Source organism: Stenotrophomonas sp. P2112 (assembly GCF_041897515.1).
GTDB lineage: Bacteria > Pseudomonadota > Gammaproteobacteria > Xanthomonadales > Xanthomonadaceae > Stenotrophomonas > Stenotrophomonas sepilia.
The window spans coordinates 3,192,600-3,206,199 of record NZ_CP169216.1; the positions used below are offsets into that span (position 1 = coordinate 3,192,600).

Consider the following 13,600-nt stretch of genomic DNA (forward strand, 5'->3'; position numbering starts at 1 on the left):
GTCCACACCCACAGTTACCCGATCACGGGTCCGGCATCTGTCCCAGGCTCAACTGCCACGATACGCCGAAGCGGTCCTGCACCCAGCCATAGCGGTTGCTGAAGTCGTAATCACCCACCGGCATCAACCAATGGCCGCCCTCGCCCAGCACGCGTGCCGCACGCTCGAACTGCTCGGCACCGGAACACTCGACGAACAGCGAGATCGACGGGCTGAAGGTGAAGTCGTGCACATCCAGGCTGTCGAAGCACAGGTAATGGGTGCCACCGAGCAGGAAGATGGCCTGGCGGACCTGTCCGGGTACGCCGGCGCCGGCCCCCTCGGGGTGGCGTTGCAGGGCCAGCAGGCGGAAATCGGCAAAGGCTTCGGCGTACAGGGCCAGCGCGGCCTCGGCCTGGCCGGTGAACATCAGGAAGGGACGGCTGCGCAGCATGCGGTACTCCTGGTCGACGGGCCGCTGGCGGCCCACACGATCAGGATGGCACGGCGGATGTATGCCGGCTGTAGAGCCGAACCCGCGCTCGGCTGGCGACTACGCGAACAGCAGCCGACCACAGGGTCGGCTCTACAGAAACTACAGCAACCGCAGCCGACCGTAGGGTCGGCTCTACAGCTTCAGTCACGCCTCGCGCATGCGCCGGGCGATGGCGCTGCCGGCGGCGATGGTGGCGGTCAGCGCCACCATCGACAGGAACTGCAGGCGGGTGTGCGCCTCGCTCAGCAGCAGGCCGAAGATCAGCGCCAGGATCGCCAGCGCGCAGCAGGTCAGCCACGGGAAACCGGCCATGCGGAATGGCAGCCGGGTACCCAGGCGATCGGCGCGGCGGCGCAGCACCAGCTGCGAAACCAGCGACAGCGTCCACACCAGCAGGCAGGTGGAACCGACGATGTTCAGCAGCACCGGCAGCACCCGGTCCGGGAACAGCAGCTCCATCACCGTGGCCGCAAAGCCGAACAGCACGCTGGCCAGCACGGCGATGACCGGCACCTGCCGCGGATCGGTCCAGCCCAGCACGGCCGGCGCTTCGCGGCGCTGCGCCAGCGAATACATCATGCGCGAGGCGCCGTAGAGGTTGGCATTGAGTGCCGACAGCAGCGCGATCACCGCGATCAGGGTGATGGCGGTGCCTGCGCCCGGAATGCGCGCAATGTCCAGCACGGCGGCAAACGGCGACTTCAGCGCCTCGCTGGTCCACGGCACCACGGCGATGATCACGCTCAGCGAGCCGATGTAGAACACCAGGATGCGCCAGGCCACGGTACGGATGGCACGGGCGATGCTGCGTTCGGGATCTTCGGTTTCGGCCGCCGCAACGGCGACGATTTCGGTGCCGCCGAAGGCAAAAACGACAACCAGCAGCGCCGCACCGATCCCGGCCAGGCCCTTCGGTGCGAAACCGCCGTGTCCGGTGAAGTTGCTCAGGCCAGGTGAGGTGACCTGCGGCAGCCAGCCCATCAGCAGTGCCACGCCGATGGCAATGAAGGCCAGGATCGCCGCCACTTTCAGGATGGCGAACCAGAATTCGAACTCGCCGAAGTTCTTCACCCCGAGCAGGTTGATCGCAGTGAAGAACAGCATGAAGGCCAACGCAGCCATCGGCACCGGCACCACCGGCCAGACGGTGGCAAGCAACCCGGCCGCACCGACCGCCTCGGCGGCGATCACGATCACCAGCTGCACCCACCACAACCAGCCGACCGTGGCGCCAGCGGTGGCGCCCATGGCATCGGCGGCGTACACCGAGAACGCGCCGCTGGTCGGTTTGGCCGCCGCCATCTCGCCCAGTGCGTTCATCACGATGATCACCAGCGCGCCAGCGACCAGATACGAGACCAGAACCGCCGGACCGGCCGCCTGCACACCCACGCCCGAGCCGAGGAACAGGCCGGCGCCGATGGCACTGCCCAGGCCCATCATGATCAGCTGGCGGGGCTTGAGCGAATGTCCGAGGCGGGACGGCGAAGCGGTCGGAATCGAATTGGGCATCGGCGGGGCTGGCGGCGGGCTACAGGGGCGACACCTTACCCTGTCCCAGGCCCGCGGGGATAGGCACAGCGCAGCAGGGGGCTCAGGCCAGTGCGGGCTCGCCGACGTTGCCGCCGATCCGGGCGCGATAGGCGCGCGGCGAGAAACCGGTTTCAGCCTTGAACTTGCGGGTGAAGGCGCTCTGGTCGCTGAAACCGCAGGCCTGGCCGATGCAGGCAATGCTGTCGTCGCCATGCAACAGGTGCATGGCCATCTGGATCCGCAGCCGGGTCAGCACCTGCTGCGGGGTCATCTGGAACACCTTGCGGAAACTGCGCTCCAGCTTGGACAGCGAGAAGCCGGTGATGTCCAGCAGGGTCTGCATGCGCACGTTCTCGGCGTAGTGCGCGTTGAGGTGGGCCAGGGCCAGCCGCAGCTGCTCGTACTGGGCGCCCAGGCTGTCCTTCTGGCCCAGGTCGCGGGAAATGCCGATCAGGCCCTCGATGGCGCCATCGACCAGCAACGGGCGCTTGCAGGTCAGGCACCAGCCCGGTTCGCGGTTGGCGAACAGGTGCAGCTCCATCAGGTTCTCGATCACCTCGCCGGACAGCACGCGGGCGTCCTGGTCGACATAGTCCGCGCTGAGGCCGGTCGGGTAGATCTCGGCCGCTGTGCGCCCGATCACGTCCTTGCGTGCGCGCAGGCCCAGCCGTCGCAGCATGGTCTGGTTGACGTGGGTATACCGCCCCTGGCGGTCCTTGATGAAGAACAGCACATCCGGGATGGCGTCGAACAGGGCTTCGATGTCGGCGGGCTCGACTCGCATGGGGCAAGCATACCCGAGCCTGCTTTTGCCCGTACGTTCACCTTTGCCGGACCTGGGTTTAACGGGTTCGGTTCCAGTGTCGTGGTTCCCTTGATGATCCGGAGCCTCCCCCCCATGGCCGCCAGCAAGCCGACCGGCAAGCGCGCAACCGAAAACCACCCCCGCGGCAACGGCGATGAACTGCACCCGCGCGCCGGCGGCAGCCACCCGGCGATGACCACCGATCAGGGCATCCCGGTGGCAGACAACCAGAACTCCCTGCGGCAGGGACCTCGAGGACCCACGCTGCTGGAAGACTTCATCCTGCGCGAGAAGATCACCCACTTCGATCACGAACGCATTCCCGAGCGCATCGTGCACGCACGTGGCAGCGCGGCACATGGCTACTTCGAGTTGACCCGGTCTCTGGCCGCCCACACCCGGGCGCGCATCCTGACCGAGGTAGGCGTGAAGACGCCCGTGTTCACCCGCTTCTCGACCGTGGCCGGTGGCGCAGGGTCGGTGGACACTCCGCGCGACGTGCGCGGCTTCGCGGTCAAGTTCTATACCAAGGAAGGCAACTGGGATCTGGTCGGCAACAACATCCCGGTCTTCTTCATCCAGGACGCCATGAAATTCCCGGACCTGGTGCATGCGGTGAAGATGGAACCAGACCGTGCGTTCCCGCAGGCGGCTTCGGCCCATGACACCTTCTGGGACTTCATTTCGCTGATGCCCGAGTCGATGCACATGATCATGTGGGCGATGAGCGACCGCGCCATTCCGCGTTCGCTGCGCATGATCGAAGGCTTCGGGGTGCACAGCTTCCGCCTGCTGAACGAGGCGGGCGAGTCGACCTTCGTCAAGTTCCATTGGCGGCCAAAGCTGGGCATCCAGTCAACGGTCTGGGACGAAGCGTTGAAACTGCAATCGGCTGACAATGACTTCCATCGCCGCGACCTGTTCGAGGCCATCCAGCGAGGTGATTTCCCCGAGTGGGAACTGGCGGTACAGCTGTTCACGGAAGAGGAGGCCGAGGCATTTCCGTTCGACCACCTGGACCCGACCAAGATCATTCCCGAATCGCTTGTGCCGTTGCAGGTGATCGGGCGCATGGTGCTGGACCGCTGGCCCGACAACTTCTTCGCCGTGACCGAACAGGTGGCGTTCTGCCCGGCCAACGTGCCGCCGGGCATCGATTTCAGCAACGATCCGCTGCTGCAGGGCCGCCTGTTCTCCTACCTGGACACCCAGCTGCTGCGCCTTGGCGGCCCGAACTTCCACCAGATCCCGGTGAATGCTCCGAAGTGCCCGTTTGCCAATCATCAGCGCGATGGCCACATGCAGATGCAGGTGCCCAAGGGCCGCGTGGCCTACGATCCCAGCTCGCTGCAGGACGACACCCCGCGCGAGACACCGGCCGGTTTCCGCAGCCATGCCAGCGCCGACGATGGCCGCAAGGGCCGCACGCGTGCGGAGAGTTTCGCCGACCACTACAGCCAGGCCCGGATGTTCTTCCGCAGCCTTGAAAAGCCGGAGCAGGCGCACCTGGCATCGGCGCTGGTCTTCGAGTTGTCCAAGGTGGAAACGCTGAAGGTGCGGGTGCGCACCGTCAGCCACCTGCGCAACATCGACGAATCGCTGGCCCGGCGCGTGGCCGATGGTCTGGCGTTGCCTGCACTGCCCGACGCGGCGCCGACTGCTACCCCGGTGCGGGACATGCCCCCCGCTCCCGAGGTGCGCGTGATCGGGCGCAACAAGCCCATCCTGCAGGGTCGCTGCATCGGCGTCCTGTTCGATGAGGGCTCCGATGCCCGCGTGATCGCCAGCCTGAGCAAGGCCGCTCGGAAGGCAGGTGCGGAGGTGAAGCTGGTGGCACCAAAAGTGGGAGGCGCCACGCTGAGCGATGGGGCGATGCAGGCGGCGGATGGGCAACTGGCGGGCACGCCATCGGCTGTGTTCGATGCGGTGGCCGTGGTGCTCAGCCCGGAAGCCGCGAAGGCCTTGTCGAAAGAGAGTGCAGCCGTCGAATTCGTCAGCCAGGCGTGGGCGCACCTGAAGGCCATCGCCAGCGACGCAGGCGGCCAGACGCTGCTGAAGGCGGCGCGGGTCGGCAACGATGCCGGCATCGTCGAAGCGGAAGACGCCAAGGCTTTCCTGGCAGTCGCCGCCACCCGCCAGTGGGCGCGTGAGCCCAAGCTGCGCCTGCTGGCCTGACCACTACAACAGGAGAACCGTCATGCCCCGTGGTGACAAATCCGCATATACCGGGAAACAGAAGCGCCAGGCCGAGCACATCGAGGACAGCGAGCGCGAGCGCGGCGCGAGTGAAGGCACCGCCGAGCGCATCGCCTGGGCCACCGTGAACAAGCAGGACGGTGGCGGCAAACGTAGCGGCAGCGCACGCAAGGGCACGAAGAAGGCGGCGAGCAAGAAGGCGGCCAGCAAGGCGCCTGCCAGGAAGTCAGCCGCAAAGAAGGCCACGACCAAGGCGACGGCCGCGAAGAAGGCGCCTGCGAAGAAGGCGGCGGCAAAGAAGGCACCGGCTCGTAAGACCGCCACCAAGAAGGCCGCAAAGAAGACAGCGGTCAAGAAGGCCGGTACAGCCGCCTCGCGCAGTGCTGCAGCGAAGAAGGCGGCCAAGACCCGTGCGGCGAAGAAGACCGTGCGCAAGGTGGCGGCCAGGAAAGCGGCACGTACCCGCGCCCGCAGCTGAGCGCATCGCTCAACGCGGCAACGTCCTCATCCACGCGGCCACTTCGGCTGCAGCTGCGTCGGCACGCGCCTGCAGCAGCAGATGTGGCCCCTCCAACGACACATGGCGGGCATCGGGCAACAGGGCCTGCAGCTCGGCCACGCTGGGCGGCCACAGCAGGCGGTCGTGGCACGCGTGCAGGCACAGCGTCGGCACCTGGATTGCTGGCAGCAATGCACGCACGTCGACCCGCAGGGTCGCTGCGGCGCGTTGCCGCAACGTGCTCGTCGGAGTCCTGGCCAACGCATCGCGCAGCATCGACGTGTGCCCGCGGGTGTACCACGGCCCCAGCAACAGGCGCGCCAGCAATGCCACGGGAGGCAGCGGCCAGGCCGGCGACAGCAGGGCTGCGCTGACTGCCGGCAGTGGCACCGGCCGACGCGCAAAGGTCGCTGCAAGCACCAGTCCGCGCAGCCCGGTGGGATGGCGCGTGGCCAGTTCAACAGCCAACGGGCCCGAGAAAGACTCGGCGAGCAGGATGAAGGGACGACTGGGCAGCTGCGACCACAGCCGTTGGGCAAGCGTGGCGTGATCCTGCGGTCCCTGCGCGGGCAGCGTGATCGCCTGCGTTGTCAGACCGTAAGCCTGGAGTGCCGACAGGAACGGGGGCGACAGCCTGCTGGAGCCATCCAGACCGGGCAGCATCAGCACGTGCTGCGGCGCGGCCGATGCAGGGAAACAGATCGGCGTTTCCTCGCTCCCGATTCCCATGCCACCTCCTTTGCCGGCAAGCATCACCCACATCGGCAGGCAACGGAACCCCTGCTCCGGCTGTCCTGCTGCTTTGCCGGCCAATGTTGGGCAATACTACCCGCTCTGCCGCGGGACGCGGCTACCCGGGAGAGCCGTTGATGCGATGGACCTGCGCGCTGGCCATGATGGCCATGATGCTGCCACTGAACAGCTCCGCCAGCGATGGTTGGATAAATGGGGATGGCAAGGCGTTGACGGAGACCGATGCCATGAAATCCAGCGGCGGCTTCGCGGCATCGCTGCTGGTCACTTCCGATGCCGACTGGCGGGCCAAGTGGGAGACCCCGCCGGAGACCACTCCCGGCTTCAACGAGGCCAACGAAGTCCACCTGGGCGGTGAGTTGTTCCTGCTGACATTCCTCTCCAACCCGCAACTGGACGAGAACCGCGTACCCAAGGTGCACTGCGATCTGCGCATGCTGCGCCCGGACGGCAGTACCAGTATCGACGAACGCGATGTTCCCTGTTTCACCGCCGCCCTGACCGGCCCGCCAAACCTGCTGTACATGACCAACCTGCACCTGAAGTTCGTCGCCGAGGCCGGTGATCCCAAAGGCACGTGGACTGCGCAGGTGGTGGTCCGGGATCTGCTGCGGAAGGTGAGCCTGCCGCTGCAGGCCCGCTTCGACGTCCGTTGAACCGGGGCATGCGGATGAAGATGCGGCGACTCCTGAGCTGGACCGGTCTTGCGCTTTGCGTGGTCTACCTGCTGTTGACCGCATGGCTGGTTCACGGCGCGCAGTCGGAAGGGGACCCGAAGGGTACCTATATCCTGATGGCGCTCCCCATCACCCTGCAGTCCGCCGCACTCGATGCCATCGGCGCAGGCGGCCTGCTGCGTGGCAAACCCTGGTCGACCGCATATGCAGTGCTGGTTCCGCCAACACTGCTGTTGCTGTACGCCGCCGGCTGGCTGATCGAACGCTCAGCGCGCGGGCGCTAGCCCGCGGCATCGTTCCGGTGGGTGCATCGACGCCCTGCATGCGGGACATCGCAGGCAGGGCGCCTTCCAGTATCCAGTTACAGGTCGCTTACGCCGCCCGCGCCGGCATGACCGGCATGCGCGGCCCCTGCTCCAGCTGGAATACCGCCACTGACGTGGTCAGTGCATGCGCCTGTTCTTCCAGCGCGCGGCTCGCGGCAGTGGCTTCTTCCACAAGCGCGGCGTTCTGCTGGGTCACCTGGTCCATCTGCACCACCACCTGGTTGACCTGCTCGATGCCGGCGGCCTGCTCCTTGCTGGCCGCTGCGATGTCGCTCATCAGCTGGGTGGTGCGCGAACTGGCCTGCGCCACGCGTGCGATCGCGGCTTCCGATTCAACGGTCACCGCCAGGCCACTCTTCACCTTGGAAGCGGCGTCCTCGATCAGTTCCTTGATCTCCTTGGCGGCGACACCGGCACGCTGCGCGAGTGTGCGCACTTCGCTGGCGACCACGGCAAAGCCACGGCCCTGCTCGCCTGCACGCGCAGCTTCCACTGCGGCATTCAGCGCCAGGATGTTGGTCTGGAACGCGATGCCGTCGATCACCGTGGAGATTTCCGAGATGCGCGCCGAGGACTGATCGATTTCGCCCATCACCGATGCCATCTGTGCCATCGCCTGCTCGGTCTCGCGCACGGCGGCACCGGCGGCATGCGCTTCGCTGTCGGCCTGACGCGCCAGTTCGGCGTTCTGGCGTACGGTGGAGGTCAGCTCCTCCATCGACGCGGCCGCTTCTTCCAGATTCGCGGCCTGCTGCTCGGTGCGGCGCGACAGGTCGTTGTTGCCGGCGGCCAGTTCCTGGGCCGCGTTGTTGATGCTGTCGGCAGCCACCTGGATGCCGCGGACAATGCCGGTCAGCTGCGCGGTGGTGGTGTTGGCATCGTCGCGCATGCGCGCAAACACGCCGTCGTACTCGCCCTCCATGCGTGCGGTCAGGTCGCCATGCGAGATCGCGCGCAGCACGTCGGAAACATCGGCGATGCTGGCCTGCGAACTGGCCATCATGCCGTTGAGGTGCTCGACCATCGTCTTGAACTGGTACTGGAACGCAGCGGCATCGCCACGCATGCTGAAATCGCCGGCGCGTGCGGCGCGGGCCAGTTCATCGATCTGCGCGTTGATCGCCATCAGGCTCTGCTTCACCGCCGCCAGGGTGCGGGTCAGCGTGCCCTTCTCACCCGGGTAGTCCGGCAGGTCGCGGCTGAGGTCACCCATGGCGTAACGCTGCATCACCTCGGCCATCAGCAGTTCCACCTGCACGTGCGATTCGACCAGGCTGTTGGTGGCCTGCACCATGCGGCCGAAATCACCGGGGAACGCGCTGGCGTCCATGCGATAGCGGATTGCGCCGGCCTCGTGCTGCTCGGCCATCTGCAACTGCGCGCCGATCGCCGCCTGCACACTCTGGCGCACGCTGGCCATCGCCTCGCCCAGCTGGGTCAGCTCGTCGCGGCCACCGAGGCGGAACTCCTGGTCCAGCTGTCCCTTGGACAGGCGCTCGGCCAGGTTCACCGCGCGCGCCAGCGGACCGGTCAGGCTGCGGCCGATCATCACCGAGGCACCGATGCCCACCAGCAACGCGACGCCGCCCAGCACCAGCAGCTGCAGCAGGCTGCGCTCGCCCAGGCGGATCGCCTCGGCGGCAGCCTCACGGCTTTCCTTCTCCTCGAAGTCCACGCCATCGGACAGCGCCTTGTTCCAGCCGTTGGCGGCTTCCTGCACCGGACCCAAGGTCAGCGCCACGGCGCCCGGGTAGTCGCCCTGCTCCATCAGTTCGCTGGTCTGCTTGTTGAGCGGGCGCGCGATGGCACGCTTGGCCGCGATGGTTTCCGCGATGGCCTTGCCCTCCGCATCGCCTGGCAGCGCCTGGTAGGCGGCCCAGCTGGCCTCATAGCGCTTGACCAGATCGGCAATGCGCTTCTCATCGCTGCCGCGGTCTTCGCCCTGGCGGATCAGCATCTCGCGGCGCACCACCATCATCTGGTTGTTGGCGTCGAGCATCTGCGACAACAGGCGCACCTTGGCCACGCTGACGTCGACCACCTGCTGCATCGCGCGCTTCTGCACGACGCTGGCGGTGGCGCCGGTGGCCACTACGGCGGCAACCAGCAGCAGCAACAGGCCAAAGCCCAGCCCAAGACGCCAGGCAACCCTGACGTTCCTCAAGTAGTTCATGGGGGTATCCAAAACGGGGGGATGTGGGCTTATCGGCGGCACGGCAGGCAATCTTGATCGCCGCCCATCGACGGCGTCGGCCACCGTTCACCTTGGTGAGCCCCCGTCCCCAGCGGCACCTGCCGCTGGCAACCGGCCGCAATGACATGCCTGCTCATGCGGGCATCAGATCCCTTTCACGGCGGCTCGGCGCCGCCTGCGGGCAAGGTGGCGGCGTACCTGCTGGAGATCCCAATGCGCTCATCTGTGTCTCGATCCACCCTGCTCGCAATCTCGCTGCTGGCGTCGCCGGCCTTCGCGCAGGCGCCGCCGCCCAACCTGCCCGCCCCCATTGCCGAGAAGGCTGGCCCGGACACCGCAGTGCGCTCCGCACTGCATGCCCAGGTGCTGCTGGATCGTGCGAACTTCTCTCCGGGCCAGATTGATGGTGAGGTAGGCAGCAACCAGCGGCGGGCGGTGTCAGGCTTCCAGGCGGCACACGGCCTGACCGTAACGGGTGAGCTGGACGACGCCACCTGGAAGGCTCTGCAGGCCGATACGATCACGCCGCTGGCCAGCTACACGCTGACTTCTGAGGATGTCGCCGGCCCGTTCCAGCCGATAGCGAAAGGACCCGCCGACCAGGCCAAGCTGAAATCGCTGGGCTACAGCAGTGTGGAAGAAGCCCTGGGCGAGCGCTTCCACGCGTCCCCAGAGCTGATGAAGATGCTCAATCCCGGCGTGGATCTGACCAGGGCTGGCAGCCGCATCCAGGTCCCCAACATCGCCCCGGCCGCATTGCCGAAGGCCGCCAGGATCGTGGTCGACAAATCCGACTCCACGCTGCAGCTACTGGACGCGCAGGGCAAGCTGATCGCGCAGGTGCCGGTGTCATCCGGCAGCCAGCACGACCCGTTGCCGATCGGTGAATGGAAAATCCTGGGCGTGTACCGCGACCCGCCGTTCCACTACAACCCCAAGCTGTTCTGGGATGCCCGCAAGGGGGAAAAGAAAGCCACGCTGCCGCCCGGCCCGAACAATCCGGTCGGCCGGGTCTGGATCGATCTGTCCAAGCCGCATTACGGCTTGCATGGCACGCCTGAACCCGGCCACGTGGGCAAGACCGAGTCGCATGGCTGCGTACGCATGACCAATTGGGATGCACTGCGCGTGGCCGACGCAGTGGACACCTCGGTGCCTGTCGTGATGCAGGAGTGAGTCGATGCGTCTTCCGCAACTGATTGTGCTCGGTGTTCTGCTGGGATTGGGTGCAGGTTGGTGGCTGCACCGCGATATGGATGAGCCTGTGGCCGACGCGCTGCCGGAAGCGCCATCGACGGTGGCCGCCGCGCCGGTGACGGAACCGGTAGCGCCAGGTGCAACAGCCCCACCCGCCTCCACTGCGCCGCCGGCCGCGCAGGCTCCGGATGCCCCGTCCGGCCTGCTGCTGCCGGTGCAGGGCATCCTGCCCTCGCAGCTGCGCGATACCTTCACCGATGCACGCAGCGAGGGCCGCGTACACGATGCCATCGACATCATGGCCGATGCAGGAACGCCGGTACTGGCGGTGGCGGATGGCACGGTGGAAAAACTGTTCGACAGCGAGCGCGGTGGACTGACGATCTACCAGTTCGAGCCCGGTGGACGCTGGTGCTACTACTACGCGCATCTGCAGCGCTATGCCGATGGCCTGGCCGAAAAGCAGGTGATCAGGCGCGGCGAGGTGATCGGCTACGTCGGCAGCACGGGCAACGCCAGCGCCCATGCCCCGCACCTGCATTTCGAGGTGCATGTGCTGGGGCCAGAGAAGCAGTGGTGGAAGGGAGAGTCGATCAATCCCTATCCACTGCTGAAGTCGGCAGCGATGATGCCCGGCGCTGCCAGCGTCGCAATGCCACAGTAAAGACGGCCAACGCAGCTCCTGGAATCATCAGCAACAGCGCCGCCATCTTCCAGAAGAAGAACGGCCACAGCCAGAGGTAGTCGAGGTCGGTCAGCTTCAGCACGTCCATCGGCGGCAGCAGGTCCACCGAGGCCGCACGGCCGGCCAACGCCGGATCGACCTCCAGCACGGTCAGCCGCAGCGAGGAACGGCCTCGCGGCAGTGCGTCACTGCGGCCGTAGCCGAAGTACGAGGCGGCGACCCGGTCTCGCTCGACCGATTCCAGTGCGCGATGGATCTCCGGATCGGTCACCGCCGAGCGGCTCTCCGCGCGGAACTCGGTGCGATCGGTTGGGGTTTCCGCGCGCAGGCGCAGCTCGGGATCGACCGCCGGATCGGCGCCGTCATCCGCATAACGCAGACGCAGTCGCAGCGGGTCGTCGATGAAGCGGTACACCGTGATCTCGGCGGTCGCGCCCGGCTGCAGCACCAGCGGCAGGGTCTGCGTGCGCGAAGCCAGGTAATTGGCGAGCGCGCCCAGCACCAGCACGATGCAGGCCAGCGCCCACAGGCTCCACAGCAGCCACAGAGTCACCCGTGCGACCGTCTCGCCCTTCATACCGAAGTCTCCGTCATCGCTGCGCTGCCCTGCCGGCTGTGCCGCCACAGTACCGAAAACGAAAAAGCCCCGCTTGCGCGGGGCTTTTCCTTCAGCAACACCAGGCAGGGCCCAGCGCTACCGGTCTCTCACTCAGGCAAACGGATCCTGCAGGACCATGGTGTGGTCGCGGTCCGGGCCGGTCGAAACGATGCTGATCGGGCAGCCGGCCAGTTCTTCCAGCGAACGCAGGTAGGCGCGTGCCGCCGGCGGCAGCTCGTCCCACTGGGTGATGCCGTGGGTGTTCTCGCTCCAGCCCGGGAACTCCAGGTACACCGGGGTGCACTCTTCCCAGCCCTGCGCATCCAGCGGAGCATATTCGGTGCGCTTGCCGTTGTATTCGTAGGCGATGCAGACCTTCAGCTTTTCCATGCCATCGAGCACGTCCAGCTTGGTGATGCACAGGCCGCTGATGCCGTTGATGGCCACGGCGCGCTTCAGTGCGACGATGTCCATCCAGCCGCAACGACGCGGGCGGCCGGTCGAGGCACCGTACTCAGCGCCACGGTCACGGATGCCCTGGCCGACTTCGTCGTCCAGTTCGGTCGGGAACGGGCCGCCGCCGACGCGGGTGGCGTAGGCCTTGGCGATGCCCAGCACGTAGTCGATCGAATCGGCGCCGACGCCGGAACCGGCCAGCGCACCACCGACGGTGGTGTTGGAGCTGGTGACGTACGGGTAGGTGCCGTGGTCGATGTCCAGCAGCGCGCCCTGCGCGCCTTCGAACAGCACGCGCTTACCCTGCTTGCGCAGGTCGTGCAGGATGCCGGCCACGTCGGACTTCATCGGCTGCACGTATTCGCCGAAGGCCAGCGCTTCGTCGAAGGTCTTCTGGAAGTCGACCGCATCGGTGTTCAGATACTTGGTCAGCACGAAGTTGTGGTAATCCAGCGCGGTGCGCAGCAGTTCTTCCAGCTGCTTCGGGTAATGCAGGTCGGCGATGCGGATGCCGCGACGCGCCACCTTGTCTTCGTAGGCCGGGCCGATGCCACGGCCGGTGGTGCCGATCGCCTTGCCACCGGCAGCGCATTCGCGCGCCTGGTCCAGGGCGATGTGGTACGGCATGATCAGCGGCGCGGCCGGGGAGATCTTCAGGCGCGAACGTACTTCCACGCCGGAGGCTTCCAGCTCGGCGATTTCCTTCTGCAGCGCGGCCGGCGAGATCACCACGCCGTTGCCGATCAGGCACAGCGCGTCGTCACGCAGGATGCCCGACGGGATCAGGTGCAGGACGGTCTTCTTGCCGTTGATGACCAGGGTGTGGCCGGCATTGTGGCCACCCTGGAAGCGCACGACGGCGCCGATTTCCTCAGTGAGCAGATCGACGATCTTGCCCTTGCCTTCATCGCCCCACTGGGCACCCAACACTACGACAGACTGACCCATGACGGGCTCCTCGATTTGTTGCGGCCATCGGGGCCGCGGACGGGTAAACCGTGGCGGGGCTGGCCAGCACCTGGAGGGCGGCTCCAGACGGGGAGCGGCCGGCGATGGAAGGCCCAGACACGGAAAAAGCCGAACGGGGAGGCCCGTCCGGCTTTTGTGCATTATCCGGGTTTCCGGGGTCCGCTGCCACCTTTCCGACGGACGGCTTCACCCACCGGTCAGCCGTCCCGCCCGGTGGTGCCGGCCGCTGGCCGGCAT

General features: G+C 66.7%; 13 protein-coding genes. 6 read left to right on the forward strand and 7 right to left on the reverse strand.

The genetic code is table 11. The features are described from left to right. Window positions 1-22 precede the first annotated feature (22 nt). The 3 genes from ACEPA4_RS14860 to ACEPA4_RS14870 all read right to left on the reverse strand — a co-directional run bounded on the left by ACEPA4_RS14860 (window position 23) and on the right by ACEPA4_RS14870 (window position 2,792). Window positions 23-433: a VOC family protein gene (locus ACEPA4_RS14860; protein ID WP_005418291.1), complete on the reverse strand. Its 411-nt coding sequence runs from the start codon at window positions 431-433 to the stop codon at window positions 23-25. Between the two features lie 186 nt (window positions 434-619). Beyond that, on the reverse strand, window positions 620-1,987 hold the full coding sequence (locus ACEPA4_RS14865) for an amino acid permease (RefSeq protein ID WP_061478840.1): 1,368 nt from the start codon (window positions 1,985-1,987) through the stop codon (window positions 620-622). A gap of 82 nt (window positions 1,988-2,069) precedes the next feature. Next, window positions 2,070-2,792, reverse strand: coding sequence for an AraC family transcriptional regulator (locus tag ACEPA4_RS14870; RefSeq protein ID WP_005418296.1), 723 nt, complete (start codon window positions 2,790-2,792; stop codon window positions 2,070-2,072). Between the two features lie 114 nt (window positions 2,793-2,906). Between ACEPA4_RS14870 and ACEPA4_RS14875 the strand changes: the two genes are divergently transcribed. Continuing rightward, a complete protein-coding gene (locus ACEPA4_RS14875) occupies window positions 2,907-4,988 on the forward strand; it encodes a catalase (RefSeq protein WP_164229806.1) in 2,082 nt (693 codons plus the stop codon). 22 nt (window positions 4,989-5,010) lie between these two features. Then, a complete protein-coding gene (locus ACEPA4_RS14880) occupies window positions 5,011-5,487 on the forward strand; it encodes a hypothetical protein (RefSeq protein ID WP_164229807.1) in 477 nt (158 codons plus the stop codon). A 9-nt stretch (window positions 5,488-5,496) separates the two neighbouring features. Here ACEPA4_RS14880 and ACEPA4_RS14885 read toward each other — a convergent pair whose 3' ends face one another. Beyond that, on the reverse strand, window positions 5,497-6,237 hold the full coding sequence (locus ACEPA4_RS14885) for a serine aminopeptidase domain-containing protein (RefSeq protein WP_329889658.1): 741 nt from the start codon (window positions 6,235-6,237) through the stop codon (window positions 5,497-5,499). Window positions 6,238-6,404: 167 nt separating this feature from the next. Here ACEPA4_RS14885 and ACEPA4_RS14890 point away from each other — a divergent pair, with 167 nt between their 5' ends. Together ACEPA4_RS14890 and ACEPA4_RS14895 are read left to right on the forward strand one after the other, a co-directional pair. Continuing rightward, entirely contained in the window at window positions 6,405-6,917 is a 513-nt protein-coding gene (locus ACEPA4_RS14890; RefSeq protein WP_231111973.1) for a hypothetical protein, read from the forward strand. Window positions 6,918-6,931: 14 nt separating this feature from the next. Then, on the forward strand, window positions 6,932-7,222 hold the full coding sequence (locus ACEPA4_RS14895; RefSeq protein ID WP_032954416.1) for a hypothetical protein: 291 nt from the start codon (window positions 6,932-6,934) through the stop codon (window positions 7,220-7,222). An 88-nt stretch (window positions 7,223-7,310) separates the two neighbouring features. Here the strand turns inward: ACEPA4_RS14895 and ACEPA4_RS14900 are convergent, their stop codons facing one another. Further along, window positions 7,311-9,437, reverse strand: a complete 2,127-nt coding sequence (locus ACEPA4_RS14900) for a methyl-accepting chemotaxis protein (protein WP_005418317.1) — start codon at window positions 9,435-9,437, stop codon at window positions 7,311-7,313. A gap of 234 nt (window positions 9,438-9,671) precedes the next feature. Here ACEPA4_RS14900 and ACEPA4_RS14905 point away from each other — a divergent pair, with 234 nt between their 5' ends. Further along, window positions 9,672-10,634: a L,D-transpeptidase family protein gene (locus ACEPA4_RS14905; RefSeq protein ID WP_374082875.1), complete on the forward strand. Its 963-nt coding sequence runs from the start codon at window positions 9,672-9,674 to the stop codon at window positions 10,632-10,634. A gap of 4 nt (window positions 10,635-10,638) precedes the next feature. Further along, complete coding sequence (locus tag ACEPA4_RS14910; protein ID WP_374082876.1) at window positions 10,639-11,319, forward strand: M23 family metallopeptidase; 681 nt, start codon at window positions 10,639-10,641, stop codon at window positions 11,317-11,319. Here ACEPA4_RS14910 and ACEPA4_RS14915 read toward each other — a convergent pair. Continuing rightward, on the reverse strand, window positions 11,249-11,917 hold the full coding sequence (locus tag ACEPA4_RS14915) for a hypothetical protein (protein WP_374082877.1): 669 nt from the start codon (window positions 11,915-11,917) through the stop codon (window positions 11,249-11,251). The two genes, ACEPA4_RS14910 and ACEPA4_RS14915, sit on opposite strands and share 71 nt — an antisense overlap. A gap of 132 nt (window positions 11,918-12,049) precedes the next feature. Next, window positions 12,050-13,342, reverse strand: a complete 1,293-nt coding sequence (locus tag ACEPA4_RS14920) for an adenylosuccinate synthase (protein WP_374082878.1) — start codon at window positions 13,340-13,342, stop codon at window positions 12,050-12,052. Window positions 13,343-13,600: the final 258 nt, after the last annotated feature.

What these genes read in the sequence shown, in the direction of transcription:
- ACEPA4_RS14860 (WP_005418291.1), bottom strand. Translation starts at nt 433, where the DNA reads ATGCTGCGCAGCCGTCCCTTCCTGATGTTCACCGGCCAGGCCGAGGCC.
- ACEPA4_RS14920 (WP_374082878.1), bottom strand. Translation starts at nt 13,342, where the DNA reads ATGGGTCAGTCTGTCGTAGTGTTGGGTGCCCAGTGGGGCGATGAAGGC.
- ACEPA4_RS14905 (WP_374082875.1), top strand. Translation starts at nt 9,672, where the DNA reads ATGCGCTCATCTGTGTCTCGATCCACCCTGCTCGCAATCTCGCTGCTG.
- ACEPA4_RS14870 (WP_005418296.1), bottom strand. Translation starts at nt 2,792, where the DNA reads ATGCGAGTCGAGCCCGCCGACATCGAAGCCCTGTTCGACGCCATCCCG.
- ACEPA4_RS14910 (WP_374082876.1), top strand. Translation starts at nt 10,639, where the DNA reads ATGCGTCTTCCGCAACTGATTGTGCTCGGTGTTCTGCTGGGATTGGGT.
- ACEPA4_RS14885 (WP_329889658.1), bottom strand. Translation starts at nt 6,237, where the DNA reads ATGGGAATCGGGAGCGAGGAAACGCCGATCTGTTTCCCTGCATCGGCC.
- ACEPA4_RS14895 (WP_032954416.1), top strand. Translation starts at nt 6,932, where the DNA reads ATGAAGATGCGGCGACTCCTGAGCTGGACCGGTCTTGCGCTTTGCGTG.
- ACEPA4_RS14915 (WP_374082877.1), bottom strand. Translation starts at nt 11,917, where the DNA reads ATGAAGGGCGAGACGGTCGCACGGGTGACTCTGTGGCTGCTGTGGAGC.
- ACEPA4_RS14880 (WP_164229807.1), top strand. Translation starts at nt 5,011, where the DNA reads ATGCCCCGTGGTGACAAATCCGCATATACCGGGAAACAGAAGCGCCAG.
- ACEPA4_RS14875 (WP_164229806.1), top strand. Translation starts at nt 2,907, where the DNA reads ATGGCCGCCAGCAAGCCGACCGGCAAGCGCGCAACCGAAAACCACCCC.
- ACEPA4_RS14900 (WP_005418317.1), bottom strand. Translation starts at nt 9,437, where the DNA reads ATGAACTACTTGAGGAACGTCAGGGTTGCCTGGCGTCTTGGGCTGGGC.
- ACEPA4_RS14865 (WP_061478840.1), bottom strand. Translation starts at nt 1,987, where the DNA reads ATGCCCAATTCGATTCCGACCGCTTCGCCGTCCCGCCTCGGACATTCG.
- ACEPA4_RS14890 (WP_231111973.1), top strand. Translation starts at nt 6,405, where the DNA reads ATGGCCATGATGCTGCCACTGAACAGCTCCGCCAGCGATGGTTGGATA.